This is a genomic window from Paenibacillus sp. FSL R7-0210 (assembly GCF_038009085.1).
Lineage (GTDB): Bacteria > Bacillota > Bacilli > Paenibacillales > Paenibacillaceae > Paenibacillus_AQ > Paenibacillus_AQ silagei.
This window is the reverse complement of the sequence record NZ_JBBPAR010000001.1, coordinates 1602849-1627921: the sequence shown is the minus strand read 5'-3', so window position 1 is coordinate 1627921 and position 25073 is coordinate 1602849. Positions and strand designations below refer to the sequence as shown.

Annotated in this window: 24 protein-coding genes; 6 read left to right on the top strand and 18 right to left on the bottom strand. The window is 54.9% G+C overall.

The window, feature by feature from the left end:
- Positions 1–109: 109 nt before the first annotated feature.
- The 6 genes from MKY64_RS06960 to MKY64_RS06935 form a co-directional block, all read right to left on the bottom strand.
- Positions 110–1084: an aldo/keto reductase gene (locus tag MKY64_RS06960; RefSeq protein ID WP_340951755.1), complete on the bottom strand. Its 975-nt coding sequence runs from the start codon at positions 1082–1084 to the stop codon at positions 110–112.
- Between the two features lie 382 nt (positions 1085–1466).
- Positions 1467–2399, bottom strand: coding sequence for an IS3 family transposase (locus MKY64_RS06955; RefSeq protein WP_340951753.1), 933 nt, complete (start codon positions 2397–2399; stop codon positions 1467–1469).
- A 5-nt stretch (positions 2400–2404) separates the two neighbouring features.
- Positions 2405–2719 (bottom strand): helix-turn-helix domain-containing protein, encoded by a 315-nt coding sequence (locus tag MKY64_RS06950; protein WP_339313306.1) that lies wholly within the window; start codon positions 2717–2719, stop codon positions 2405–2407.
- A 420-nt stretch (positions 2720–3139) separates the two neighbouring features.
- On the bottom strand, positions 3140–6427 hold the full coding sequence (locus MKY64_RS06945; protein WP_340951752.1) for an ATP-binding protein: 3288 nt from the start codon (positions 6425–6427) through the stop codon (positions 3140–3142).
- Entirely contained in the window at positions 6414–6788 is a 375-nt protein-coding gene (locus MKY64_RS06940) for a response regulator (RefSeq protein ID WP_036733012.1), read from the bottom strand. The genes MKY64_RS06945 and MKY64_RS06940 overlap by 14 nt, the downstream gene beginning before the upstream one ends.
- A 46-nt stretch (positions 6789–6834) precedes the next feature.
- Positions 6835–8469: a GGDEF domain-containing response regulator gene (locus MKY64_RS06935; RefSeq protein WP_036733010.1), complete on the bottom strand. Its 1635-nt coding sequence runs from the start codon at positions 8467–8469 to the stop codon at positions 6835–6837.
- Between the two features lie 233 nt (positions 8470–8702).
- Here MKY64_RS06935 and MKY64_RS06930 point away from each other — a divergent pair, with 233 nt between their 5' ends.
- Positions 8703–8972 (top strand): ACT domain-containing protein, encoded by a 270-nt coding sequence (locus MKY64_RS06930; RefSeq protein ID WP_036700808.1) that lies wholly within the window; start codon positions 8703–8705, stop codon positions 8970–8972.
- Between the two features lie 23 nt (positions 8973–8995).
- Positions 8996–10354, top strand: a complete 1359-nt coding sequence (locus tag MKY64_RS06925) for a PFL family protein (RefSeq protein ID WP_036733006.1) — start codon at positions 8996–8998, stop codon at positions 10352–10354.
- Positions 10355–10703: 349 nt separating this feature from the next.
- Here MKY64_RS06925 and MKY64_RS06920 read toward each other — a convergent pair whose 3' ends face one another.
- The 3 genes from MKY64_RS06920 to MKY64_RS06910 form a co-directional block, all read right to left on the bottom strand.
- Positions 10704–11600 carry a sigma-70 family RNA polymerase sigma factor gene (locus MKY64_RS06920; RefSeq protein WP_340958029.1) on the bottom strand — a complete coding sequence of 299 codons (897 nt, stop codon included), beginning with the start codon at positions 11598–11600 and terminating at the stop codon, positions 10704–10706.
- 106 nt (positions 11601–11706) lie between these two features.
- Complete coding sequence (locus MKY64_RS06915) at positions 11707–12153, bottom strand: carboxymuconolactone decarboxylase family protein (protein WP_036733003.1); 447 nt, start codon at positions 12151–12153, stop codon at positions 11707–11709.
- A 120-nt stretch (positions 12154–12273) separates the two neighbouring features.
- On the bottom strand, positions 12274–13728 hold the full coding sequence (locus tag MKY64_RS06910; protein WP_340951748.1) for an MFS transporter: 1455 nt from the start codon (positions 13726–13728) through the stop codon (positions 12274–12276).
- Positions 13729–13897: 169 nt separating this feature from the next.
- Between MKY64_RS06910 and MKY64_RS06905 the strand changes: the two genes are divergently transcribed.
- The gene (locus MKY64_RS06905) at positions 13898–14341 is read left to right on the top strand and encodes a MarR family winged helix-turn-helix transcriptional regulator (protein WP_340951747.1); all 444 of its coding nucleotides are present in this window, start codon (positions 13898–13900) and stop codon (positions 14339–14341) included.
- Positions 14342–14372: 31 nt separating this feature from the next.
- On the opposite strand, the gene MKY64_RS06900 is transcribed toward MKY64_RS06905, so the two are convergent.
- Positions 14373–15812 carry a response regulator transcription factor gene (locus MKY64_RS06900; RefSeq protein WP_340951745.1) on the bottom strand — a complete coding sequence of 480 codons (1440 nt, stop codon included), beginning with the start codon at positions 15810–15812 and terminating at the stop codon, positions 14373–14375.
- Between the two features lie 433 nt (positions 15813–16245).
- Entirely contained in the window at positions 16246–17121 is an 876-nt protein-coding gene (locus MKY64_RS06895) for an SMP-30/gluconolactonase/LRE family protein (RefSeq protein ID WP_340951741.1), read from the bottom strand.
- 135 nt (positions 17122–17256) lie between these two features.
- Between MKY64_RS06895 and MKY64_RS06890 the strand changes: the two genes are divergently transcribed.
- Positions 17257–17883: a GyrI-like domain-containing protein gene (locus tag MKY64_RS06890; RefSeq protein ID WP_340951739.1), complete on the top strand. Its 627-nt coding sequence runs from the start codon at positions 17257–17259 to the stop codon at positions 17881–17883.
- Between the two features lie 2 nt (positions 17884–17885).
- Here the strand turns inward: MKY64_RS06890 and MKY64_RS06885 are convergent, their stop codons facing one another.
- The 5 genes from MKY64_RS06885 to MKY64_RS06865 all read right to left on the bottom strand — a co-directional run bounded on the left by MKY64_RS06885 (position 17886) and on the right by MKY64_RS06865 (position 22219).
- Complete coding sequence (locus MKY64_RS06885; RefSeq protein ID WP_036732991.1) at positions 17886–18551, bottom strand: hypothetical protein; 666 nt, start codon at positions 18549–18551, stop codon at positions 17886–17888.
- Entirely contained in the window at positions 18544–19230 is a 687-nt protein-coding gene (locus tag MKY64_RS06880) for a hypothetical protein (protein ID WP_340951736.1), read from the bottom strand. The genes MKY64_RS06885 and MKY64_RS06880 overlap by 8 nt, the downstream gene beginning before the upstream one ends.
- Before the next feature lie 33 nt (positions 19231–19263).
- Positions 19264–19905, bottom strand: a complete 642-nt coding sequence (locus MKY64_RS06875; protein WP_340951735.1) for a DUF4004 family protein — start codon at positions 19903–19905, stop codon at positions 19264–19266.
- A 170-nt stretch (positions 19906–20075) separates the two neighbouring features.
- Positions 20076–21407, bottom strand: coding sequence for a vWA domain-containing protein (locus tag MKY64_RS06870; RefSeq protein ID WP_036732982.1), 1332 nt, complete (start codon positions 21405–21407; stop codon positions 20076–20078).
- A 200-nt stretch (positions 21408–21607) separates the two neighbouring features.
- Positions 21608–22219 carry a 50S ribosomal protein L25 gene (locus tag MKY64_RS06865; protein WP_036732979.1) on the bottom strand — a complete coding sequence of 204 codons (612 nt, stop codon included), beginning with the start codon at positions 22217–22219 and terminating at the stop codon, positions 21608–21610.
- Between the two features lie 359 nt (positions 22220–22578).
- On the opposite strand from MKY64_RS06865, the gene MKY64_RS06860 reads away from it, so the two are divergent.
- A complete protein-coding gene (locus MKY64_RS06860; RefSeq protein ID WP_340951732.1) occupies positions 22579–22854 on the top strand; it encodes a GNAT family N-acetyltransferase in 276 nt (91 codons plus the stop codon).
- Positions 22855–22866: 12 nt separating this feature from the next.
- On the top strand, positions 22867–23724 hold the full coding sequence (locus tag MKY64_RS06855) for a GNAT family N-acetyltransferase (protein WP_340951729.1): 858 nt from the start codon (positions 22867–22869) through the stop codon (positions 23722–23724).
- Between the two features lie 98 nt (positions 23725–23822).
- On the opposite strand, the gene MKY64_RS06850 is transcribed toward MKY64_RS06855, so the two are convergent.
- Positions 23823–24602 (bottom strand): hypothetical protein, encoded by a 780-nt coding sequence (locus tag MKY64_RS06850; protein ID WP_340951727.1) that lies wholly within the window; start codon positions 24600–24602, stop codon positions 23823–23825.
- 2 nt (positions 24603–24604) lie between these two features.
- The gene (locus MKY64_RS06845) at positions 24605–25057 is read right to left on the bottom strand and encodes a flavodoxin (RefSeq protein ID WP_036732971.1); all 453 of its coding nucleotides are present in this window, start codon (positions 25055–25057) and stop codon (positions 24605–24607) included.
- Positions 25058–25073 lie beyond the last annotated feature (16 nt).

The following is a 25073-nucleotide window of genomic DNA, read 5'->3' as shown; positions in this document are numbered from 1 at the left end:
CTTACAAAAATATAGCCGGACCATCCCGTCAGGGACAGTCCGGCTGTTATTCTTCAGGTCATTACGTATCGTATATGCGCTACGGGATGGACAAGGTCCAAGGCTCTGCTTACCAGGAGTAGGCTTCCGGTGCCGGTTTGCCCGGTCCCGGGAAGATCTCGTCCAGCTTCTTCAGTGTGGCCTCATCCAGCGTAATCTCGGTCACCCGCAGGGAGTCCTCGAACTGCTCCATCGTACGCGGCCCGATAATCGGTGCGGTCACAGCCGGATTCGCCAGTACCCAGGCCAGAGCGACCTGATCCTCATGCTCGCCCAGCTCCTTGCAGAGCGCGGAGAACTGCTCCAGCTGGCTGCGGTGCTGCTCCAGCTTGGCCGAACGGGCGCTGCGCACCCCGGTCTTCGCGAGCGCATTGCGTCCCAGCAGGCCTCCGGCCAGCGGACTCCACGGAATGACACCCAGGCCCAGCTCCTGTGAGGCAGGCAGCACTTCCAGCTCCGGCGTCCGTTCGAGCAGGTTGTAGAGATGCTGCTCGGAGACAAGGCCGAGGAAATGGCGCTCCTTGGCCTTCGCCTGGGCAGCAGCAATATGCCAGCCCGCGAAGTTGCTGGAACCGATATAGTCGGCTTTACCCTGGGACACCAGGATCTCGAATGCGCCCCACAGCTCGTCCCACGATACGTTCCGGTCGATATGATGCATCTGATATAGTTCAATATGATCGGTCTGCAGGCGCCGCAGCGACCCTTCGAAATGGCGTCTGATCTTGTAGGCAGACAAGCCTGAGCCGGAATTGGGACCGTCCTGCTCGTCGAACATGTCATTGTAGACCTTGGTGGCCAGCACTACCTTCTCACGCCGTCCGCCGCCCTGCTGAAACCAGCGGCCGATAATTTCCTCTGTCCAGCCCCGCCGGTCCTGGCCGCCGTACACATTCGCCGTATCGAAGAAATTAATGCCCGCATCGAGGGCCGCATCCATAATTCTGAAGGCTTCCTTCTCCTCCGTCTCCGGTCCGAAATTCATCGTCCCCAGACACAACTGGCTGACCTTTAACCCCGATTTACCCAAATAACTGTACTTCATCGCAATTCCTCCCTTTCACTCCTGCTAGATTGGCTGCTTCATATTCACTATAACCCTTAGAGTCCACTCTAAAGCAAGTATTGCTGGGATACTTAAGACTAGAACTCAAAGCTTGGTCGTCGCTGCGGTGAACATTTGGCCCTCCGGCCGCTGCCCAGTTTGGAGCACAATGTCTGCTGTTTTCCACATACAATGTGGCCGGTTTTTCGATTACATTCGGCCCACACATCTCCGCCAAGCCCAATGTAGTCGGTTTTTCGATTACATTCGGCCCACACGCTTCCGCCAAGCCCAATGTAGTCGGTTTTTCGATTACATTCGGTGCGACCCCCTTATCCCGGAGTCCTCCGTATAAAATCAGCACTTGTCGTAGACATGCTCTTTATTTCGCTTTTTTTCTCGGCCAGAAGAAGCGGGAGCGGTCTTCTAGAGTCTGGACCCACTCCGCAAAGGTAGCTGGCGGCATGTTCCGAAGGCTCGTATGCATTCTGCGATTGTTGTAAAAGTCCATGTACCGGTCCACTGCTTCATAGGCCTCTTCGAACGTGTCGAAGGCCTCTTTGCGGAACAAATCCCGATCGATATTACTATGGAACGATTCAATAAAAGCATTTAAATCCGGCGTTCGAGGCGGAATGCGTTCATGGGTCATTTCCCAGCTTTCACACATGTCGCCAAACAGATGGCTGACGAACTGTGGGCCGTTGTCGGTTCGGATCACCGGGCGCGTGCTGCCAGGGGCACAGTGTTGCTCCATGGCGCGTCCCAGCGTCTGGCAGGCGTGCTTCGCTTCACAGGACGATCCGCGGTGGTAGCCCACGATGACCCGGGTAAACACATCGATAATGCTCAGGACAAAGAAATGCCGGTCCCGGCCTGCCACGTACCCGTATTTAATGTCCATCTGCCAGAGCTGGCCCGGCCCGGTAATGACCCGGTTCTCGGGCAGTTTCCGGGGATGCTTAAAGTGTTTCTGACGCTGGGGCTGCAAGATGTCCAGCGCCTGACACAGCCGGTAGCTTTTCTTGTGATTGAGCCTCAGCCCGTGCTGGTTCCACAAGCACTTGGCCAGCAGTTTGTACCCGTACACGTGCTCCTCTCCAGCGATTAATTCCAGCAGCCATTCCTGGATTTCCTCGTCGCTAATCTTCTCTCCAGACTCGGTCAGGGAATAGCCGGGTACGGGTCTTCCGCGCCCCTGGGGTACGGCCTGTGCATCCTGCTTCTTGCGTTTCTTACGGTCGTAATACGTAGACTCTGCTAGACCCACGAGACGTAGTACCAACGCTGCGGTATTCCCCTGCTTAATGAACATGTCGGCTACCTCGATTTTTTCGGATAAGCAGGGGTTGGCTTTTTTAGCAGTTCACGCAGAATCTCGATCTCTAACTCCTTTTCGCCGAGGATCTTGACGGCCTTCTCGTATTTCTGCTCCACGTCCAGGAGGCGCTTCAGTTCCTCCACCTGCTCCTGGGGATACGGATGATCTTGTTCCCCATGGGCCTCTCGGTAGTCCCTCACCCACTGATTCACCGTCGATGGGGTCACCCCATACTTTCGGGCAACCACCGCTGCCTTAATGCCAGACAACACCTCTTGCGCTGCCTTCTCTCTTGTTCCTGTTAAGTGTCCCATACCGTTCATCCTCCTCCTATATCTAGTCTACATTTTTGTGGGGGAGGACTCCAACTTCTTTAGGGGGCTGTGGAGCATTCGGCCCACACGCTTCCGTCACGCCCAATGTGGTCGGTTTTTCGATTACATTTGCACCACACACCTCCGCCAAGCTCAATGTAGTCGGTTTTTCGATTACCTTCGGCCCACACGCTTCCGTCACGCCCAATGTAGTCGGTTTTTAGCATACATTTTGGCCCCGTCCCCTCATTCGCCCCTTCGCTCCCCATCGTCCCCTTCCCCCACCCGGGAGAATCCCCAAATATACAAAAAAAACAAGCCCCAGAAAGAGACTTGTTCCGCTATAATTATAATCGATCATATTATTGCACTACCCATGTACCTACTAAGCAGAAACTCAGCACTTACTCGATACTCACTCTAACCCTCACCAAGCGCCGCTCCATGCCCGGCTTCACCGTTATCCGGGAACAGCACCTCGCCTGTCTTCAGTTGAATGTCCACAATCTCCTGCAGCGTACCCGACAGCTCGCCGGGCGGATAGGGCTTGGTCAAATATTTCTGCACATTGTCCATCATGCTCTTATCGTCCTTGTCCAGCGCCGAGGAGATGACAATCGGCACCTTCTCGGTCCGGGGATCGTTCTTAAGCATGCGGATCAGATCCCAGCCGTCCAGCTCATCGCCCAGCATCAGATCGACAACGATTGCTACGAAGGGCGTTTTGACAGCCTGGTCAAAAGCTTTTTGCGGATGATAGTGATGGGTGACCCGGAAGCCCTTACCCTTCAGCTCCTCCGAGAGCAGCAATGACAGGCTGTAATCATCCTCCACAATCATCACATCCGGCTTCTGCTCCTTGCCAGTGCTCCATCTTAACGAATGTTCCTCCTCCGGGTGGCCGGTCTCTGCCTGCATCACCGGAAGACGGAACCATACTGTCGAGCCTTCGCCCTCCACGGATTCAATCCCGATCGTTCCCTTCTGCTTCTCAATAATCTCCTTGCAGATGGCCAGCCCGAGACCTGTACCGCCAATTCGCTTGGAGGCACTGTTGTCCACTCGGCGGAATTTCTGGAACAGCTGCCCGATCTGATTCTTCGGAATCCCGAGTCCCTGGTCCTGAATCCGTACCATAATCGATCCCGGTTCGTTATGAAGCATGACCTTAATTTCACCTGCGCCCGGCGAGAACTTGATCGCATTGCTCAGCAGGTTGGTCAGCACCTGGATAATCTTATCCTTGTCTACCTCAACCTCGGGATTCAGCGCCTCGTCCTCCAGCAGAATATGGTGGGTACCGCTCAGCTTGTACTGATCGATGACACTCAGGACCGTCTCGCTAAGGTTAACCTTCTCCACATTATACAGCTGTGTGCCGGACTCCATCCGCTGCAGGTCCAGGAAGTCGTTAATCAGCTCCGTCAGACGCTTGGCTTCCTTATGAATCGTCTCCAGATATTTCAGCTGCTTCTCCGGCTTCATGGTTTTGGACAGGAGCAGCTCCGTGAAGCCCAGTACACTCGACAGCGGCGTCCGCAGCTCATGGCTGACCGTGCTGACCAGCTCTGACTTCATCAGATCCAGCTCATACTCGCGGGTAATGTCCCGGTGGACGAACAGCGTCCCTACCCGGACCTCCCGGCGGAAGACCGGTATGGCATAGGCATCCACATGCTTCATGTCTTCCTTGCCGATAGAATACTTCATCGCACTGGAGTCAACGGTATGCTCGGACATCGCCTTCTGGTAAAAGCGACCCAGCTCTTCCGATTCATTCACCCGGAGGGTGAAATGCTCCATCCAGCGCTCCTTGGGAATCAGCATGCCTTCCGTCCAGTCCTCATAGCTGAACAGTTGGCTGAGCGCCTTGTTGATGTGCTGAATGACGCCGTCCGTGCCAACGAACTGGATACCCTCATTGACATTGTTCACAATATCCTGATTCAGCTTGCGGCCATTCTCAATCTCCTCGTACATGAACAGGCGTTCAATGGCCAGGGCAACCCGGTTCATCATCCCCTGAATTTCGTCGGTCTCTTCCTCCGTGAACGGGTGCCCGATGCGGGTTCCGCAGAAGACTGCCAGAATCTCATCCTCAGCATTCACCACAGTCGTATAGTAGTCGTAACAATACACCTCATTGGCGGAGATCCCCTGCTCTCTGACCGAGCCCACCCGCTTCACCATGTACGACTTTTCCACGCTCAGGCGGTACAGAATCTCCTTGCTGCCCTCACCGATGTACCGCTCCACATTCTCCGGCGGAACCCCTTTGACCACCGCTATCTTATCCTTGACCAGCAGAAAAAGACTGGAGTCGAACGAGTACAGACGGTTCATGAATTGGTTGAACTTGTCGGCAAATTCCTGCTTGTCCAGCGTATAGGTGATCTCATGATTCAGCTGATTGTTAAGCTCCAGCATCATGGATGTCTGCTCCGTGCTTTTCAGCGTCTCCGCCAGCTCCTGCTGCACATTCTTCATCGAGGTGACGTTATTAGCAATCAGGATATACTGGTAGATCTGGCCTTCATCGTTCAGATAAGGCATGATTGTCAGCTGCAGCCAGAGCGGCGAGCCTTCCTTGGTCGCCAGCTCCGTCTCTCCGCTCCACACGCCGCCGGTCGACAGCTTGCGGATCATTTGCTCTACCTGCGGTTCTGCAATATTATGCAGCTCAAACAGCCGGTAAGTGTATCCGATAATCTCGGAGCTCTTGTAGCCCGTGTAGACGCTCAGATTATCGTTCACGTAGGTGAACACGCCTTTGTTCGACAGAATGCCGACGGCAGAGGTCTGATTCAGCGCCTTCATCATGCTCTCGATTTCACTGAGCGACCGCTCCAGCCTGAACTGCTGATCCTGAAGCTCGTCCTGCTGGGCATGCAGCTCTTCATTCTGCATCATCAGCTCTTCCTCTTTATCCTGGATGCTGTGGGCCATATTCAGGAAGGCCTCATAGAGCCGTCCGATCTCATCCTGCTTATGCAGCTTGCCGAGCATAACCGCCTCGCCGGCCGCCAGCGAATTCGTCGCTTCCTCCAGCTTCACAATCGGATCGATGATAACTTTGAGCATTTGCCAGATCAGCAGGGTGAAGAACAGCAGCAGCAAGGTGCTGAGCATAAAGGCAATGAAGGTGAACGTATCCGCCTGCCTGATGGAGCGGGAGTTCAGCTCATTCAGCAGCGCATCCGAATTGGCTTTGAATTGCTTCGTGTAGCTCAGGAATTCATTCACAGCCCGGGTACTGCCGCTTTGGGACAGGTTCCGGATTCCCTCGTAATCATTATTCTTCACTAAGAGCATCACTTCAGGCAGGGTCTGGCTCTTGTACTGTTCATAGAATGCCTTGAGGTCATCTCTGTACCGGACTTCTTCAGCCGACAGCTTCAGGGAGGAATACTGCTCCAGAATGCCGTCAAGCCCCTTAACCGCAGCGTTCAGCAGCGCAAGCTCGTTCTCACTCTGAGTAGCCACATAACCTCTCGCCCGGAAAAAGACCTCGCTTAGCGTCACCGCCAGCTCGTTGATCGTCGCCGTCTTATGTTGCAGCACTTCACGTTTCTGATCCAGCTGTTCCTGCTGGGCATTGATATAGAAGACAAGCCCGATTCCTCCGGCCATAATGGCAACGAACAGCAGCAGAAGAATCCGGTAATATTTCGTTTTGATGCTCCGGCCTTTAAGCTTAAGGTTTCTCACTCAGAATATCCTCCACGAGCTGCAGCAGCTCCATCGGGCTGAACGGCTTGGGCATGAAATAACGGGCTCCCGCCTCCCTGGCCCGGTTACGGTCCATCTCCTGTGCCTTGGCGGTCAGCATCATAATCGGCGTCCGGCTCTTCAGCTCCCCGTCCAGCTCGCACAGCACTTCAATGCCGGTCATGACGGGCATCATGTAATCCAGAATCACCAGGTCGTAAGGTTCTGCCGCCAGCCTGGCGAGCGCCTCGCCCCCATTCTCGGCAGTATGGGTCTCCACATTCTCGAGATCCTCCAGCGTATCCTCAATCAGCATGCGCAGAACCTCTTCATCATCTACAATCAGTACCTTTTGTACCATAGCTCACTCTCACCTTTCAGTCATCCCTGCTTGGGATGCATTGCATTTAGAACAGAAACCGGTGGGCCAGACGCTCAATCCGGGTCAGCAGCTCCGGCAGATGGAACGGCTTAATGACATAATCATCCGCCCCCATCTGCAGCGCATGGACAATATCCCGCTGGTTATTGCGGCCGGTCAGCATGATCACGAGAATGTTCACCTCAGGATAGCCGCTGCGGATCTTCTCCAGCACCTCAAGCCCGTCAAGCCCCGGCATGACGCCGTCCAGCAGAATCACATACTTCTCTTCAGGAGCATACCAGTCCGATTTCAATAAAAGCGCGCCGTCCGCGTAACTCGTAACCTTCACTCTGGCGTTAGTCCCGGGCTGCCAGGCAGCGAAGTGGGTCGTTACCATTCTGCGGATCAGCGGATCATCATCCACAATAATGACATTAAGCAGCGTCTCGCGCTGGCCCAGCAGCAGATCCTTGCTGTACAGGGTACTCTGGTTCCTGCCGTTATGCTTGCTGGCATAGAGCGCCAGATCCGCTTCCTCTACTAATGTATCGGCATCCTGCACCTCTCCGTTAACCTCGGTCACTCCGCAGGAGAAGGTAACATGGAAGCTCTCACGTTTGGCCTGGAATTCCCGGGCCGCGAAGACCTCCTGAATCCGCTCCATCACAAGCAGCGCCTGCTCAGCAGGAGTATTGGGCATGAACAGGGCAAATTCCTCGCCACCATAGCGGCAGAAGGTATCCTCCGTGCGGATGGACTGCTTCACCAGCTCCGAGAAGCTCTGCAGCACCTCGTCCCCCATCAGATGCCCGTAAGTATCATTAACCTGCTTGAACAGATCGAGATCCAGCAGAGCGAGGGAGAAGGTCCGGCCTGTCCGTCTGAAATCGGCGATCAGCTGCTTCATCGTCTGGTTGAAGTACTTGCGGTTGAACGCCCCGGTCAGCTCGTCGACAATGATCGATTCCTGCCACTCCTTTTTCAGTTCAAAGCGGTTCTTGATCAGCACCAGGAACAAATCGATGTCCACCGGCTTCTGTATGTAATCCATAACCCCCAGCGAATAGGCATACTTCTGAACCTCAATAGAATGCTCGCCGCTGATGATAATGATCGGGATCCGCTCTTTCTTGGCTTTGCCGATAATCTGCTTCAGCACATCGATCCCGCTGCGGTCCGGCAGCAGAATATCAAGGAGGATCAAATCCGGCTTCGTTTCATAAAAAAGCTTCAGTCCGCGTCCGGCCGACAGCGCAATGCTGACATAATAGGACTGGCGCTCCAGCGATTCCCGCAAAAAAGCGACCAGCTCCACATCATCGTCCACGATCAGAATCTCGTACTGCTGGTGGACATTGCCGTGGGACAATGCAATCCCGGGAGTCAACGGGGGCACCGCGCCTTTCGATTCCGGTTCGTCAAAGAGCTCCAGCACCGGATAGATATAATCGCCCCATTCTGCTTCCGTCCAGCTTCTATGGTTATCATCCGAGAAATAGAGCAGCGCATTACCCGAGAAAGCCTCTACGGTATCGAGACCCACAGTGCCCGAGGTGCCCTTCAAATTATGCAGGAAACGGTAAATATCCTTCTCCTCGACTGCTGACTGTTCCGACCATTTCTGCAGAGTTTCTCTCGTGCGCTCTTCAACCAGCTCTTTATATTTTCTCGTTGTCATAATAGCTCCTTATATCCAGCTTATCGTTCAAAACTCAAATAAATCATATTTCACATCAAGTGTCAACATTATTATACCCTCAGGAAAATGCAGGCTCAAATCTCTGATCAGCCCGACACAAAAGCTTTGGTTGATAACCTATCCTTGATTTGACATAATAATTAAAATCGTTCATTCCGTTAATGCGGCAATGAGCGAAGATTTCAGACCATGGATAACGGGAGGCTTTTCAATTGAAGGGGATTATTACGGTACTCGGAAAAGACAAGGTAGGCATTATCGCCAAAGTGTGTACATACCTCGCAGAGCACAATCTGAACATTCTGGACATCTCCCAGACGATTGTGCAGGATTATTTCAACATGATGATGATCGTGGACATCTCTGCCCCCAGCAAGTCCTTCGAGGAGATTGTGGAGGAGCTTCAGCAGGTAGGGGAAGACATCGGTGTGGAAATCAAGCTGCAGCATGAGGATATCTTCAATATTATGCACCGGATTTAACCGGCGAGGGAGGAGCAAGGCTAGTGATCTCGATAGTAGAAGTTCAGGAGACGAATAAAATGATCCGGGAAATGAACCTGGATGTCCGCACCATTACGATGGGCATCAGCCTGATGGACTGCGCCCATACCGATATGAAGGTGTTCAACCAGAAGGTGTATGACAAAATTACCCGCTCTGCCGAGAAGCTCGTGAAGACCGGCGAGGATCTGGAGCGCCAATTCGGGGTGCCGATTGTCAACAAACGGATCTCCGTAACGCCGATTTCGATTGCTGCGGGAGCTGTACATACCGATACCTACGTGCCTGTCGCCCAGATTCTGGACAAGGCTGCCAAGGAGGTAGGCGTCAACTTCATCGGCGGGTATTCCGCGCTGGTGCAGAAGGGCTGTACGAAGGGCGACCGGATTCTGATTGACAGTATTCCGGAAGCGCTGGCGGTGACCGAGCGAGTCTGCTCCTCCGTCAACGTCGGCTCCTCGCGCAGCGGCATCAACATGGACGCCGTGAAGCTGATGGGCGACATCATTCTCCAAACGGCGGAGCGTACCAAGGACCGCGACTCCATCGGCTGTGCCAAGCTGGTTGTATTCTGTAATGCGGTCGAGGATAACCCGTTCATGGCCGGTGCCTTCCACGGGGTCGGCGAGCGGGAGTGTGTGATTAACGTTGGCGTGAGCGGTCCGGGTGTGATCAAGCGGGCGCTGGAAGAGGTCAAGGGACAGGACTTCGAAACCCTGTGCGAGACGATCAAGCGTACAGCCTTCAAGGTTACCCGTGTCGGACAGCTGGTCGCGCAGGAAGCCTCCAAGCGGCTGAATGTACCCTTCGGCATCATCGACCTGTCGCTGGCCCCTACGCCCGAGATAGGCGATTCTATCGCAGAGATCTTCCAGGTCATGGGCCTGGAGGAAGCCGGGGCTCCCGGCACCACAGCAGCACTCGCCATTCTTAACGACAATGTCAAAAAAGGCGGAGTCATGGCCTCCTCCTATGTCGGCGGCTTAAGCGGTGCCTTCATCCCGGTCAGCGAAGACCACGGCATGATCCAGGCCGTCCAGCGGGGTGCGCTGACGCTGGAGAAGCTCGAAGCCATGACTTGTGTCTGCTCAGTAGGCCTGGACATGATTGCCATTCCCGGCAGCACCAGCAAAGAGACCCTCGCAGGCATCATTGCCGATGAAGCCGCCATCGGTATGGTCAACAACAAGACCACAGCGGTCCGCGTCATTCCGGTCATCGGGAAGGACGTCGGTGAAATGGTCGAATTCGGCGGCTTGCTCGGATACGCTCCTGTCATGGCTGTCAACCCGTTCAATTGTGCGGGCTTCGTCAACCGCGGCGGACGGATTCCCGCGCCGATTCACAGCTTCAAGAACTAAGTGAGCATGCAGGCTTAATTGCATTCTGTACATCTAAACCTCCTGATTTTCAACCCATTCTGCGTTTAGTTGTATATCGTACATGTATAAGGCCGTTTTTTCTTACTACTCACCCTTTCAGGCAGAGTTAGTTGTACAGACTACACTTAGACGTGGCATGTGTGAATTTTTGCTGTTTTTAAGTGTACGTTCTACAACTATCCCTAAATTTCACTTGGAGCAAAAGACTTCCATCGAGGAAATGGGTGAGTTTTATTATTTTCTTTAACAACCAATAAGACACGCTGCCTTCCCTCTCCGGGGGCAACGTGTCTTATTGGTTGTTGTGCCGGGCATCAAGAAGCGGGCATCAGCGCTGCGGCAGCTCTGGCGGTACGATAATATGGGACAGCTTTGCAGGGTCCATCAGAAGATACAGGCTCTGAATCCGTTCCCCGCTGGAATCCGTACTCAGGCAGAGCACGCACTTCACCACTCCCTGATCGGTGAAAATCAGACCCGGCTCGCCGTTCAGCAGTCCGCAGGAAGGCTTCCACTCCCGCAAATAGTGCATAACCCGCTTCGAGGTCAGCAGTGCAGTAACTCCCCGGCGGCCGGTCATCGGCCGGAGAATCGTATGCACCTCGCGGCCTCCGCCGTCGGCAACCAGTACCGGATGCTCGCCCAGCAGCTCCAGCATGCCGCCAACGTCATAGGAGGTGAACGCGGCAGTGAAGCGCACCAGCAGATTCTCGGTGACTGCTCCATATCTGAGCGAGGGTAACCGGGAAGCCGGCTCTGTCTGCAGGATACGCTTGGCCCGGCTGAAGATCTGCCGGCAGTTGCTGCCCGACTTGCCTACCATTCCGGCAATGGCTTCATAGTCGTATTCGAAGGCCTCCCGCAGTACGAATACCGCACGTTCCGTGGGAGACAGACGTTCCAGCAGCACCAGAAAAGCATACGACAGATTATCCTTGCGTTCTGCCGCCGCTTCCGGGCCGTCATATCCCTCGCTTACCGGCTCAGGCAGCCACTCCCCGATATAAGTCTCTCTGCGGCTGCGTGCCGAGTTCAGCATATTGAGGCAGCGGTTGGTCACGCCTTTGGCCACATAGGCTTTGATATTCTGAATGCCGCTCCGGTCCCGGTGCTGCAGCTCGGCGAACATATCCTGCACCGCATCCTCTGCATCGGCAATCACGCCAAGCATCCGGTAGGCAATGGAGAAGGCATAGCCTTTATAGCTCTGATACAGCTCCTCCATACCGGGATTCTCCGCTGCAGGTGTCTTGGCCTGAGCCGTTATTTTACCCCTGTCCACTTCATGCCTCCCCCCTTCCTTACGATTCCGGCTGCTTCATTAACCAAAGTTAGCCGAAGCAGCCCGGGAACATCCCGGTTGTAATGGCAATCCGGTTCCAGCTGTTGATTGTATTGATCGCCATAATCCAGTCTACCAGTTCCTCTTCGCTAAAGTGCGTAAGCATCTTATGGTACAGCTCCAGCGGAACGCCAGCTTCGCTGATCAGCGTGACCTGCTCGGCGAATTCCAGCAGCACACGTTCCTTCGCACTGAATAACGGCGCTTCGCGCCACACACTCAGCAGCAGAATATGATCAGCATAGTTGCCCAGCTTCATCAGATCCTTGCCGTGCATATCCAGACAGAACGCACAGCCGTTGATCTGGGAGACCCTTATTTTAACCAGCTCATACAACACCTTATCCTTGCTGCGGCTTCCTGCATGCTGCTCCAGCGCCATCATTGCCCGGAATGCCGGGCCGTTAACCTCACGATAATTCATTCTTAGACTCAAATTAGGTCGCCTCCATTATGGTTGTATTGCTCTTCATAACTGTAGACAAGATAGAGCCGGAGATTGTGACACAATAAAAGCAGGACAGCGAAATTCCGCAGCCCTGCCCGTTTATTCATGTTATGCGCTCAGACTCTTGGCCCTGCGCGAGGAGAACAGCCGCCAACCGGTCAGGAGCGCCGATAACAGGCAGATCCCAGACGAAGCCAGGAAGACTGCATGCATCCCCGAGAGGAACAGCTCCGGACGTCCTTCTACCAGCCCGGTTACCCGGTAGCCCGCCTTGCTGCTCATTACATTGAACAGGATCGTGGTCGCTAAGGTAATTCCGACGACCATCCCCACATTACGGACCAGCGAATTCACGCTGCCTGCCGAGCCTAGCTGTGTTCGCGGCACCGTGGACATAATCAGCGAGTTGTTCGGTGAGCCGAACATCCCGCTGCCGATGCCGAGCATGGCGATCCAGACGCCGACCAGCATAACCGGACTGCCTTCATGCAGCCGGGCCAGCCCGAACTGGGCAACCACCATTACGATCAGCCCTGCGAAGGTGAGCAGCTCCGAACCGATTTTGTCCGACAATGCCCCGCTTAACGGAGCGACTATCACCATGCAGATCGGGTAGAGCATCAGCAGGAAGCCTGCATCAAAAGGGGACATGTTCAGCATATTCTGCGCATAAAACGGCGCGATGATATTGAAGCAGAAGTTTGAGACGAACACCAGAAAAGCACAGAATATGCTCAGTGAGAACAAGGGATTCCTAAACAGGGTAAGCTGAAGCAGCGGCTGGGCGCTGCGCTGCTCCACAATCAGGAAGACGATGAAGGTAATCACCGCAGCGGAGAGAGCGGCAATGATCCGGGTATCCCCGTATCCCAGCTGCTGGCCGAGCAGAAGTCCGGCGAACAGAGTAACAATGAAGACAGCAAACAGCAGGCTGCCGGGAACATCAATCCCTGACTTCACACGTACCAGATCCTTCGGCAGTACCTTCCAGCCCAGCGCAATCGCCAGAATGCCAATCGGCACATTCACCCAGAAAATATACTCCCAGCCCATCGACGATACGATAATTCCGCCTAAGCTGGGCCCCGCTATACTGCCGAGGGACACGAAGGTTCCAATCAAGCCGAGAGCCTTGCCGCGTTCCGTAGACGGGAAAATATCCGTAACAATGCCCTGGCTGTTCGCCATGGTCATCGAAGCACCGACCGCCTGCACTACACGGGAAGCAATGAGCAGCGGCAGGCTGTGGCTTAATCCGCAGAGCAGAGAGCCGATGGTGAAGACGACCATGCCCAGCTTGAACATCTTGATTTTGCCAACAATGTCACCCAGCTTCCCGAAGAACAGAATCACTGAACAGATCGCCATCAGATATCCGGTAGTCACCCACTCCACCTGGGCTACCGGCAGCCCCAGCTCCTTCACCAGCACCGGCAGCGCAATATTCACAATACTTCCGTCCAGTGTAGACATAAAAGTAAACAAGTTAAGAACGATCAGAATCAGCCAGCGCTTCTTCTGTATCCCGGCATCCTCCTGATAGGTCGCCTCTAAGCTGCTCATCCACTAACACCCTCTTGTATCAAATGTAATCTAGTTGCACACGCAACAAACTAATCCTTCACAGTGTACTGCAAATTAGTTGCGTGCGCAACAAAATTACGGTAAGATCTGAGTCAGGGCGGTATGCCTTAGGCAGGCTGCCGTTATAATCCTCAGCGAGGTGTCCATTGTGACTTTAAATAGAGAACCCATCGGGAAGCTGATCTCCCATCTTCACCGTCAGAACCAAAAAATACTGGCCAAGGAGCTGCTTCCCTACGGCATCGGCAGCGGAGGCCAGCATAGCTTCTTAAAGCTGGTGCTGAGTCATCCGGGGATCACCCAGGATCAGATGACCAGCCGGATTAAATGCGATAAAGCGACAACTACACGCTCCGTCAAGCTTTTGGAGGCCTCGGGATATATTGAGCGCCGGACAGATCCGACCGACCGGCGCTCCTTCCTGTTGTATCCAACTCCCAAGGCGCTCGATTTCGCCCCCGCCTTCCAGGCGCTGCTGGATGACTTCAACCGCGAGCTGTCCATGGACCTCACCGAGAGTGAGCTGGATACGCTGATAGATCTGCTCCGTAAGGTCACCCGTAACTCAGACCGGCTGAACGGGCAGGGCTGAGCGTATTCATTAAGTGGAGACAATCCAGCAGTCACTGCTGTCCCCCGTGTTCAGCCGCGAATAAGGCGCCTTGAAGCTGGCCTTCTGCGCGGAATTCACTCGGCAGCTTGCCGACATGCTCCCGGAACAGCTTGCTGAAATAACGGTCATCCCCGAAGCCGGACCGGCAGGCAATTTCACACACCGGGACAGGGGTCTCCAGCAGCAGTGCTTTCGCCAGCTCCAGGCGCATGCGCCGCAGGCATTCCCCGAAAGTCTCACCGGCAAAGCGGGCGAAGCACCGGCTGAAATAGCCGCGGCTCATATGGATAGCAGCGGCAACATCGCCCTGATTGATTTTATCGCCGGCATGGCTCTTCATATAACGCACAGCGCTAATCAGGCAGAGCATCACCTCTTGGCTCAGGCCCAGCTCAATCATCCGGCGCTGGACATACCCCGTGAACTGATGCAGCCAGACTTGCCAGTGCCGCCAGTGCCGGTTGCACTCTGCCGCCAGCGCGAGCTGCTGTGCTTCCTCCGCCGTAAGCAGCAGCCGGCTCCAGCTCCGCAGCAGCTCCAGGCCAAAGTCCACCACTGCCGCAGGTTCCGGCTGCTGCATCGCAACCCCGCTGAGGAACAGATCCCATTCTCTTCGCTCCAGCGTCCAGCGTAGATTCTGCGCCTGTACCAGCGCGGAAGGGACGCCCGTCTCCGGCCGTTGCCGCGCGGCCAGCGCCTGCAGTTCACTATAGTGCAGCCTCGGGAGCGCCTGGCCGCCCGCCGCATAGAACAGCGCCTGCCGGGCTGACTGTTCCAGCACCGCAGCGATTCTCTTCAGCGGCTGACCGCGCACCCCCTCCAGCAGCGCCGCTGTCCAGCTTGTCCCAAGCACCGCTCCCAGCTCTCCTCCGATCCGCGCTGCATCCATAGGATACGGCAGCGGAGACAGCCACATCCCCGGCACAGCATGCAGCGTGGAATTCCTCACCAGAGACAGCGCATACAGCTGCTCTTCCTTCAGTTCCGGCGTAAGCGGCACATATAGCAGTGCTTTGTCCTCAGCGATTACTTTTTGCTCTGCCTTTGAAGGGGTGCTCTTGTTTCCGTCCTCCCACCTGATCCGCTCCACCAGTCTGCGGATAATTTCATCGGCATTCTCCGGCTCCAGCAGCGTTTTGACAATGTAATCCACCGCTCCCAGCCGCAGCGCCTCCTGCACATCATCGAATTCATGATGGCAGGTCAGCACCACGCAGCGTACCGCGGGATACCGCAGCCTCACCTCTCGGATCAGCTCGAACCCGGTCATCCCCGGCAGCGACAGATCCACGAACAACAGATCCGTCTCCTGCTCGCGCAGCAGCTCCAGTGCGGCATGCCCGTCTCTGGCCTCTCCGGTAATCACCACCCCGAAGGACGGCCAATCCAGCAGTGAGATGAAACCCTTGCGCACCAGACGCTCATCGTCTACGACAACAGCCTTAATCATCGAAGTCCTCCTTGCTTTTGATAGGAATAATGATGGATACCGGGTTCCGTCTTTCTCACCGCTCTTCGTGAAAGCGTTTCAATATATAGATACAATACCATATTTTGTTTATTCTGAAAATAAAAAGGCGGGACAGCCAGCCCTCCCCTCCTCGCGTCCTGTGGCGCCTTCCCCCACACTCTTGCGCGCCATTCAATGTCCGTCGAGGCCTAAGTTCGCAGTTTGCTGGAAGTCATCTGTATTCAATAAAAGCTCTGTTTACTCCAGCGCGGGTTTTCGCATACCTCCAGCCCACGCACACCAGCACATCATCTCCTGCACAACAAAAAAAGCTGCTCACAGGCAGAATATCCGCCGTATAAACAACTCCACTTCTGCTATTTGGTACTAGTGCAGGCAATCCGCCTGACTTATCTCCCGCTGTCCTGTCTCCCTAAAAAGCCGCCCGATTAGCCTCCCGGCCCCTCACTCCAGGCTTGAACCGGAACAATCCGCCCGCCTGCGGCCAGCGTTCCAGCTCTTCTGCACTCATGTATCCGCACGCCGTAGTGATGTACAGCTCGTCCAGATTCTCGCCGCCGAATGTACAGGAGGTTACATAATGCGCCGGAACCTCAATTTTCTCCAGCTGCTCGCCTGTATGGGGATTCCACCGTGAGATACAGCCCCCGCGCCAATGGGCAACCCAGAGCATGCCTTCACAGTCGATCGTCATGCCATCCGGCCAGCCTTCGCCTTCCGCCAACCGGATGACTGTCCGGCGCCCGCTGACCGAGCCGTCTGCCAGCGAATAATCCATTATATCGATCCCCTTGGTCAACGTGTCAATATAATACATGACCCCCAAGCTGTCGTTCCAGGCCAAGCCGTTGGAGATGCCGATCCCAGTCAACACCTGCCGGACCTCACCGGCGGATTCCATTACATACAGGCTGCCCTCTCTTCCCGTAAACCTTCTGTTCATCGAGCCGAACCACAAGCGTCCACGGCTGTCGCATTTGGCATCATTCAGCCGGTTACCGGGAATTCCGGTCTCCACCGCTGCCAACAGCTCCACAGGCTGATGCTCCATATATCTGTAGATCCCGTCCTCCATCGTCAGAATCCAGCCGCCGCGCTCCGCCGGTACGGCTGCACTTACCTTTCGCTCAAAGGAATGAATATCATCCGTCCCCTTGCCAGGGTCATAGAGATGTAATTCATTGCTGTCAACATCCATCCAATACAATCTGCCCTTCCTGTGATCCCAATGGGGACCTTCTCCGAGTGCCGCCTTCGCAGCAACCACGCATTCCATCGTTCCGCTCAACAAAAATCCTCCTCTACTAAATACTCTTTCTATGTACTACTGCTCTTCAGCCTCCAGCCGCCAACCTGACATACACCTGTCCGGTTCGCATGCTATGCTGAATGCAGCACAATCCTATGAACTGAGGTGACCCATATGAAGGTCGAATGGAGAAAACAAGACAAAGCCCTATACCTCCCCCCTGCCGAACCGGGGCTGATTCAGGTACCCGCCTTCCCGTATTTCACCCTGCAGGGTGAAGGTAATCCCAACGGCAGCGCATTCGCAGAAGCAGTCGCTGTGCTGTATTCCTTATCCTACACAGTCAAAATGCTGCCGAAAAAAGGCCCCGCACCCGAAGGCTACTACGACTACACCGTCTTCCCGCTGGAAGGAGTATGGGATCTCAGCGAAGCCGGACGCCGCTTAGCCGCTCTTGATAAGAACGAGCTGGTATACACCATAATGATCCGGCAGCCGAATTTCCTGACCCCTCTGCTTGCTGCAGAAGTGCTGGAGCAGGTCAAGCGCAGCAAGCCACAGCCGCTACTGGACAAGGCCGTCTTCGCCCGCATCGAAGACGGCCTGAGTGTACAAATGCTGCATATCGGCCCCTATGATGATGAACCGCACAGCTTCGCCAGAATGGAGCAATTCTGCTCTGCTCAGGGCCTGCTGCGGGAGTCTCACCTGCACCGCGAAATCTATATCTCGGATGCCCGGCGTGCCCGCCCGGAGAAGCTGCGAACCGTGCTGCGGTTCAAGGCCGCCCGGCAGGATTAACGCTACATTTTCACCGCATTCCTTACCGTTGAGCTCTTGTGCACCTCCAGCAACTCCCGGTACTCCACCGTCTCAATCTCGCAGCCGGGCCCGATCACAACGCTTCCGCCCCGGACGGTCTGCGCCTGCGTATGCTGAAGCTCGATCCGATCTCCTTCGATCAGCCGGGCCGCGAAGCTCATCTTCTTCCCGGGTCTAAGCAACGCGCCGGAACGGCTACGCTTGATGGAGATGCTGCCGCCGCCGACCGTATCCGCCCTACAGGGGCCGAATAACGTCAAGTCGAGCCTCTCCGCATTTAATAGTCCGCTGACCTCCAGGACTCCGGTAATCTGCACCTGCTCTGCTTCACAATCGCCCGTAACTATGATCCCGCCGGTCAGCTTGATATCCTCAATCCGCAGCCCGCCGCCTGCCGTAAGCTCTCCTTGTCCGCGCAGGCTGGCTGCGTCTACCCGGCCCTTCACCTTGCACTCCCCGGTGATTTTGATATCCTGTACCCGAAGATTTCCTTCAACCGCTACCTCTCCGGTCTGCGCAAGCTTATGGCAGTCCACATCCCCGCTAAAGGTACATTCTCCCGTCACCTTCACATCCTTAAAAACTCCGCCGACAGAGCTCGACGTCCCGAGTATCTTCAGATCATGGCGTTCTACCGCTTCATTCACCGGTCTTCTCCTCCTTTCCCACCTGGGCACCGGGATGTACAGTCAGTCCCGCTCTATACTCCACCCGGCCAATCGAGCAGCCCTGCCCGATAATGACCGTACCACCCCTCACTACATCTGCACTCGTGTATTCCAGATCTAGCGTATCTCCCTCGATGAGCTTGGCCCGCAGCCCGATTTTGAGCTTGGGGATCATTCCGCCGAGCAGTCTGCCCCAGGCCGCGTTACCTTTTTTGCGGATCACCAGGCTCTCCACGCCAATCTCCCCTGCCTCAGACTGACCCTGTAGCCCGAACTCCATCCGGCCCGCACTCAGCAGGCCCCCCACCGTGAATACCCCTTCACCGGTCAGCTCCTCCAGCTCACAATCGCCCTTCAGCTTCAGCATGCCGTCCATTACACAGCGCTCTCCCCGCAGACTGCCTTCTCCGTTCACTACTCCATTCAGCTTCATTTCACCAACCTGCAGATTGCCCTTCAGATTGAGGGTTCCGTTCATCTCCAGCTCATCGGCCGTGAGGTCACCCTTCTGCTTCATCACGCCGTCACAGCTATAGGTATGTGCGTGGAGCGCTCCGTTCATCTTACTGACACCGTTGATATTAACTTTGTTATATCTGCCTCCGGCAGCTGTGTTGACCCCATCCATCACCAGATCCGGCAGTTCATTCTTCTCCATGGTCCAGCCTCCTGTGGTTTACTGTTCCTTACTCTATAAGCCGTCTTCAGTCAAACGTCCATTCAGTAGTTCCGCCAGATCGGCAGAGCGAAGCCTGCTCACCAGCCGTACCCCCTCTTCGAAGGCCAGCCCCGCTCCCGGCAGCGCTATAATGAAGAAGCTAACCCCCATCTTCCGCACAAAAAACAGCTCCCACCCCTTCTCCCCGTACCCCGGCGCATGACTCTCCAGCGTCTGATAGAGCCGGTCTGCTTCCTCCCAGCTGAGCTCCCCCTTACTAAGCAGCCAATCTGCCGCAAATACATTAAGAATCTGCTCGAAGCTCAGCGGTAAGCCCTCGGCCTCCGGTCTCCCGAACCGCTCTAGACTACCCGCCGAAACAATGTTACGTTCCTTTAGCTGGGATACAGTTAAGCTGATTCTGTACGAGGATGCCGGCTCTGACAGCTGATCCGCCAATTCATCCAGGGAGAGATCATCCTTTTTCTGTAAAATATGCTGCACCCGCCCCAAAATCCGCGCCCGCGGAAAAAAGGTCTCTTGTCCCGTAAAGGTAGATTTGCGGATGAACCATTCCTCAGGAATCAGCTGCTTCCGCTTCCAGCGGTACAACTGCCCGTATGAGATTCCTGTCTCATCGAGCAGCTCCTTTTTGGAGATTAAATCCTCTTCCATATCACCACTCCTTGCGCTCATCGTAACATAACACTGTTACGTTGTAAACTGACAAGCTGCCTAAATCGCTCCCCTCCCGTGCAACAGCGCCTCCTCCTATCCACTCCTTCATAAAAAACAGAGCAGACCCTAGCCCTTACCGGCTTTGGATCTGCCCGCTATACTTCATTCTATGAACGCACAACGCCCTTCTGCCGGGCTTCACGCAGCCATTTCGGGTACTCGTTGAACAGCCGGTCATAAAGGTCCTCATCGCTGACCTCGTCCAGATCATCCAGCGCGAAGAAATCGGCATTATCCACATAACGGCCCCGCAGATCGTCAAGCTCACGGAGTACGCCATAATCCGCATTGCCCAGTCCCACAAACTGCCAGAAGATATTATGCTTCGAGCTCTGGATCAGCAGCTTCGATATTTTGGGCGTCTCATAGATGCCCCCGTCGCTGAAGAAGACCACATATACCGGCAGGTCGCCCGGCTCCTCCTTCGTATATTTCTTGATCAGATCCGCCATAACCACCGGCTCATTGTTCCCGATGCCCAGTCCCCCGAACATCTTCGGTCCCGGATAGGTCCGCTTCACATAATCCTCATATCCGTGTTCATTCACGCTTGGCATTCTCTTACTCTTAGTGGCGAAGAACCAGACATCCAGCATTCCGTCATCATCCATCTTGGCAGCCACAGCCAGCACCCGTTCAAAAGCCCGCTGCACGACTCCCTTCGCATATAATTGCGCCATGGAGCCAGATGCATCGAACACCACGGCCACCCTTGCCTTCTCCTGGTCAAGATTCTTCTTGCGCAGTGAAATTCCGACCTGCTGCTTCAGGAGATCAATCTTCGTCAAATTCAGGGCAGGCCGGGGAGCCTCCTCCTGGACTGCTTCCTTAGGAGGTCCGCTGTATGCAGCCGCTGCTTCCGTATGGCCTGACACCGGTTGAGCCTCTGCTCCGCTGCCGTGCTCCGGCGCTTCGTCTTCCACCTCGACCCCGTGCGCTTCCGCCAGCGGCTTAAGTCCGCCATGGAAGCCCCGTCCAACCGCGCGCAGCTTGAAGCCCCCGCCATGGCGGTACAGCTCTGCCAGCACGAGCGAGGTCTCGGCGTTACCGTCCATAATTTCATATACCAGCTCCGTACCCTTCCCCGCCGCGCTGATTCTGCAGCCTCTGACATCGGCGAAGGTTCCGGGACCGTCCAGCGTAGCCGCGAAGACGCATTTATCAATGCCCGAGGCGCTAAGCGCACGCAGATCAATGGCGAATTCCCCGCTGTATTTATCGATAGGATTGAATACGACCGTGTGCTTAGGATCAGCCGGCTGATTATAAAAGATAAAGAAATCATCGGACGGAACCTTCCCGTTCCCGCCCACCATGAAGCAGCTGATATCCAGAATCGCCGGAGAACTGCTGCAGGATATCTTCACGGTTGCCTGGGTGGAAGCCTCGTCCAGCTTCGCATTGGAGCCGCTTACCAGCTTGATTATATTAGGATTCATGAATGCACTCTCCTACTCTCATATGTAATACCAGGATGTACCAGATTCCGCTTCCGCAAAAAGGAGCAGACCATTCCCTGCTAAGGATATGTCTGCTCCTGGTTGATCAAAGATTATGACTCTCCATATACAGCCGTTATCTCAGGCTGTCTGCGGAGTTCTCTGCATATAGAGATGCGATGGCTACAGCCAGAAAAGTCTTATTCTTCAGACTTCTCAGCTTCGGCTGCTTCCTCAGCTGGTGCGGCAGCAGCTTCATCAGCCGGCTCCTCCATCACGAGCGGAGGCGAGATCCGCACGATCAGCGTATCTTCAGGGGTAAGGATCTCCCAGCCTTCATGCTTCGGCAGATCGGACACCAGCAATTGATCACCGATATCGAGGCCGCTGATATCTACTTCGAGGTTTGCTTCCAGCTTGTCCGGCAAGGTCCGGATATCCAGCTCATACAGCTCCACCTGCTGCACGCCGCCGCTCTTGACGCCGATAGGATCACCTGTGAAGTGGAAGGCTACCTTGGTATCCAGATCAGCCTTCATGTCAATCTGCTGCAAGTCTACATGAAGCAGCGTACGGGATAACGGCTGGCGCTGCACTTCCTGAATAACCGCATTCTTCGAGCCGGAGCCCGGGAATTCCACCTTCAGGATGGCACGCGGATTTTTGCCGAGAATATCATTAAGTGTTTTGGCATCTGCTGAGAAGGACTGGGTATCTGAACCTGCACCGTAAACTACAACCGGTACAAAACCTTTGCTGCGCTGGGATGAATTCGATCCGGATCTTTCAGTCAAGCGTACTGTGGTATTCATGATATTTCCTCCTAATAGTTTTTTGAGCGCTACGCCCTTTTCGTTAAGAAAGCCGGGCAAGTTGCCGGGGGCGGCGTACGCCAAGTAGTGTCAGCATAGCTGCATTAAAAAACAAGACCAATTAGCTCTTATGTCTAATCAGTCTCTTATTAACCATATTTGCCCGCTATGGAATCAGTATAGCACCGGGAAAAGAACAAGTCAAAATAGGGTAAAATTCAAATCCAATCCATATTTATAAATGATTACGCTAAAATCACCTGCTATAAATGACCTACGGTGCCCCTCTTCCCCTTTCTCGCTTTTTGCCGCACAGGGTAGTAAAATAAAACCACTATACCCGAATGGAGTGAAGATACATGGAACAGATTGCAAAGGGAGAAAGACGTTTCTATATCGCTGGTGACGGAAAAGACCTGGCCGAGATTACATACAGAACCGAAGAGAACACAGGGAATCTGGTGATTGACCATACCTTTGTCTCCGAAGATCTGCGCGGCCAGGGGGCTGGAGAGAAGCTCGTGCGGGCGGTCGTTGACCTGGCCCGTGAGCAGAGTGTCAAGATTGTACCGGTGTGCCCGTATGCGGCCCATCAATTCGAGAAGCACGAGGAATACAAGGATGTGCTCAAATAGGAGGAAGAACGTTTGACGAATACAGATACACTGAAACAGATTGAAGAGCTGCAGCAGCGCTGCGAGCAATATGAGGGCATTGCCTTGAAGCTGAACTGGGACATGCTCCGGCATCCAGAAGAAGCAGGCGGTGCGAAATACCTGGTGACCTATGAAAAGGATCTGCTGACCGGATTCATCGGCCTGTACGGCATCGACGGCGACATGGAGGTATGCGGCATGGTCCGGCCGGGTTACCGCCGCCGGGGCATCTTCAGCGCCCTCTGGAAGCAGGCAGAGTCCATCATCCGCGGGGGTAAGGTGAAGACGCTGCTCCTGAACACACCTGCGGCTTCGGCTTCAGGCAATGCCTATCTGAAGACCTTGCCGCTTGCCTTCAGCCATTCGGAGTTTCAGATGAAATGGGATGGTAAGGGCAGCAAGGTTAGAGCCTCAGAGGCCAGCTCGGCCTCAGGCAATGTCATGCTCCGGCCTGCACGTCCGGAGGAGACCCCGCTGCTCATCGCCTTCGACTGCGACGGGTTCCAGATGACCGAAGAGGATGCCGCAGAAATGTATGTGCAGCACGAACAGGAAGGCTCCCAGGAGCATATCATCATTGAGCTCAGCGGCCAGCCCGCCGGCAAAATGCGCCTGTGGTCCGAGGACAACGAAACCTGGATCTACGGATTTGTGGTAGACAAGAAGCTGCGCGGTCTCGGCATCGGCCGGAGTGCCCTGCAGCAGACCATTGAGCGGGAGCAGCGGAATTATAACGGAGTGAATCTGGAGGTTGCGCTGGATAACCCGAATGCACTGCGGCTCTATGAGAGCTGCGGATTTGTCGTTCAGAGCCAGCAGGATTATTACACCTATCCTTTGAACAGCTAGCATTTGAATAAACAATCCAAAAAGCATCCCCTCACGGTCAAATGACCCTGAAGGAGATGCTTTTTGTATCGTCTCCAATTCCAATTCATCGTCTGCTTCTACATCAGTCCGTAGCCCCGCACCTGGGCTTCATCCCGGTCGCTGCGGCGGTTGCTGCATTTCACGCAGCCTGCTGCCTGTTCCTCCCGTTCCAGGAAGACAGACAGCAGGCGCACATAATCCAGCGATTCCTGCAGGGGCATTCCTGCCCCGTCATATAGCTGCCTGCGGCCATCCAGCAGCGAGTAGATGGCGATCGTCTCTGCCGGCTTCCCGTAAGCCTTATGGCAGAATACATTCGCCATATGCAGAAATCCGGTAATCACCTGCGGGTCAGCATGTACCATGAATTTCTGGATATTCAGACTGCGTCCCGTAAGCTTCGAATTCCAGGCCAGCTGAAAAATCACCGCCAGCTCAATCTCAAGCTCCCGGACAGGAACATGCCACTGTTCGAACCGCATCACCGGAATCTCTCCGGTGTAACTGCCTGCGACAATCCGCATCAGCTCATCGGCCACTGCCTGCTTGACATCCCAGTAATGCATCAGGGAAGGAAAAGCATTGCCCTTCGGCGGCCAGCGGCGCTCCAGCAGAAACTGGACAGGCGTCTCCCGGCGCACCTCGGGCCGCAGACTGTAGTAGTCATTAAGCGTATGTCCGACTGCAAATTGAACCTGCTGTCTCCAGCGGGGAAGTCCGGTAGCGGGAGCTCCGCTGCCGGCCACCTCGGCCCCGCCCAGCATGATGTGCTCCATGCGGTAATCGTTCAGACGTCTGTACCGGCCAGCTTCAGCATCCGGCTTCGTTCCTGTGAAGTCTCCTGCCGCCGCGCCCATCCTTAAGAGACCGCCGCGCAGATCTCGATGAACTGGCGCCCGTAAGTGCGGCAAGCCTCTTTTTCCGCTGCATTCGGACCGTATTCAATCTTCAGGCTGGGCTGCACAATCTCGGCCCCGCGCTCCTTCAGCTTCTCTTCAATCTGATCCACTGCTCCGCAATAGATCGCATACCCCGTGTCTCCGCTTCCGAAGGCCGCCGCCTTACAGGCGCTGAGATCCAGCTCATCCAGCTCTTCATAGAAATCCAGGAATTCATCAGGCAGCTCGCCGTCTCCCCATGTGTACGCACCCAGCATTACAGCCTCATACGCTTTTATCTCATCCGCATTGCAGTCCATGACCGATTTCAGTACGGCCTCTCCGCCTGCCGCGCGTATTCCTTCCACGATCAATTCAGCGATTTCCTCCGTATTGCCAGTCAAGCTGGCATATGCCACTAGCACTTTAGCCATGACTTTTATCCTCCCA

Excerpts from the sequence above, each read along its gene's own strand:
- MKY64_RS06960 (WP_340951755.1), bottom strand. The coding sequence starts at position 1,084 with ATGAAGTACAGTTATTTGGGTAAATCGGGGTTAAAGGTCAGCCAGTTG.
- MKY64_RS06955 (WP_340951753.1), bottom strand. The coding sequence starts at position 2,399 with ATGTTCATTAAGCAGGGGAATACCGCAGCGTTGGTACTACGTCTCGTG.
- MKY64_RS06950 (WP_339313306.1), bottom strand. The coding sequence starts at position 2,719 with ATGGGACACTTAACAGGAACAAGAGAGAAGGCAGCGCAAGAGGTGTTG.
- MKY64_RS06940 (WP_036733012.1), bottom strand. The coding sequence starts at position 6,788 with ATGGTACAAAAGGTACTGATTGTAGATGATGAAGAGGTTCTGCGCATG.
- MKY64_RS06935 (WP_036733010.1), bottom strand. The coding sequence starts at position 8,469 with ATGACAACGAGAAAATATAAAGAGCTGGTTGAAGAGCGCACGAGAGAA.
- MKY64_RS06920 (WP_340958029.1), bottom strand. The coding sequence starts at position 11,600 with ATGGAGGAGCTGTATCAGAGCTATAAAGGCTATGCCTTCTCCATTGCC.
- MKY64_RS06910 (WP_340951748.1), bottom strand. The coding sequence starts at position 13,728 with ATGAGCAGCTTAGAGGCGACCTATCAGGAGGATGCCGGGATACAGAAG.
- MKY64_RS06900 (WP_340951745.1), bottom strand. The coding sequence starts at position 15,812 with ATGATTAAGGCTGTTGTCGTAGACGATGAGCGTCTGGTGCGCAAGGGT.
- MKY64_RS06890 (WP_340951739.1), top strand. The coding sequence starts at position 17,257 with ATGAAGGTCGAATGGAGAAAACAAGACAAAGCCCTATACCTCCCCCCT.
- MKY64_RS06880 (WP_340951736.1), bottom strand. The coding sequence starts at position 19,230 with ATGGAGAAGAATGAACTGCCGGATCTGGTGATGGATGGGGTCAACACA.
- MKY64_RS06875 (WP_340951735.1), bottom strand. The coding sequence starts at position 19,905 with ATGGAAGAGGATTTAATCTCCAAAAAGGAGCTGCTCGATGAGACAGGA.
- MKY64_RS06870 (WP_036732982.1), bottom strand. The coding sequence starts at position 21,407 with ATGAATCCTAATATAATCAAGCTGGTAAGCGGCTCCAATGCGAAGCTG.
- MKY64_RS06865 (WP_036732979.1), bottom strand. The coding sequence starts at position 22,219 with ATGAATACCACAGTACGCTTGACTGAAAGATCCGGATCGAATTCATCC.
- MKY64_RS06860 (WP_340951732.1), top strand. The coding sequence starts at position 22,579 with ATGGAACAGATTGCAAAGGGAGAAAGACGTTTCTATATCGCTGGTGAC.
- MKY64_RS06850 (WP_340951727.1), bottom strand. The coding sequence starts at position 24,602 with ATGGGCGCGGCGGCAGGAGACTTCACAGGAACGAAGCCGGATGCTGAA.
- MKY64_RS06845 (WP_036732971.1), bottom strand. The coding sequence starts at position 25,057 with ATGGCTAAAGTGCTAGTGGCATATGCCAGCTTGACTGGCAATACGGAG.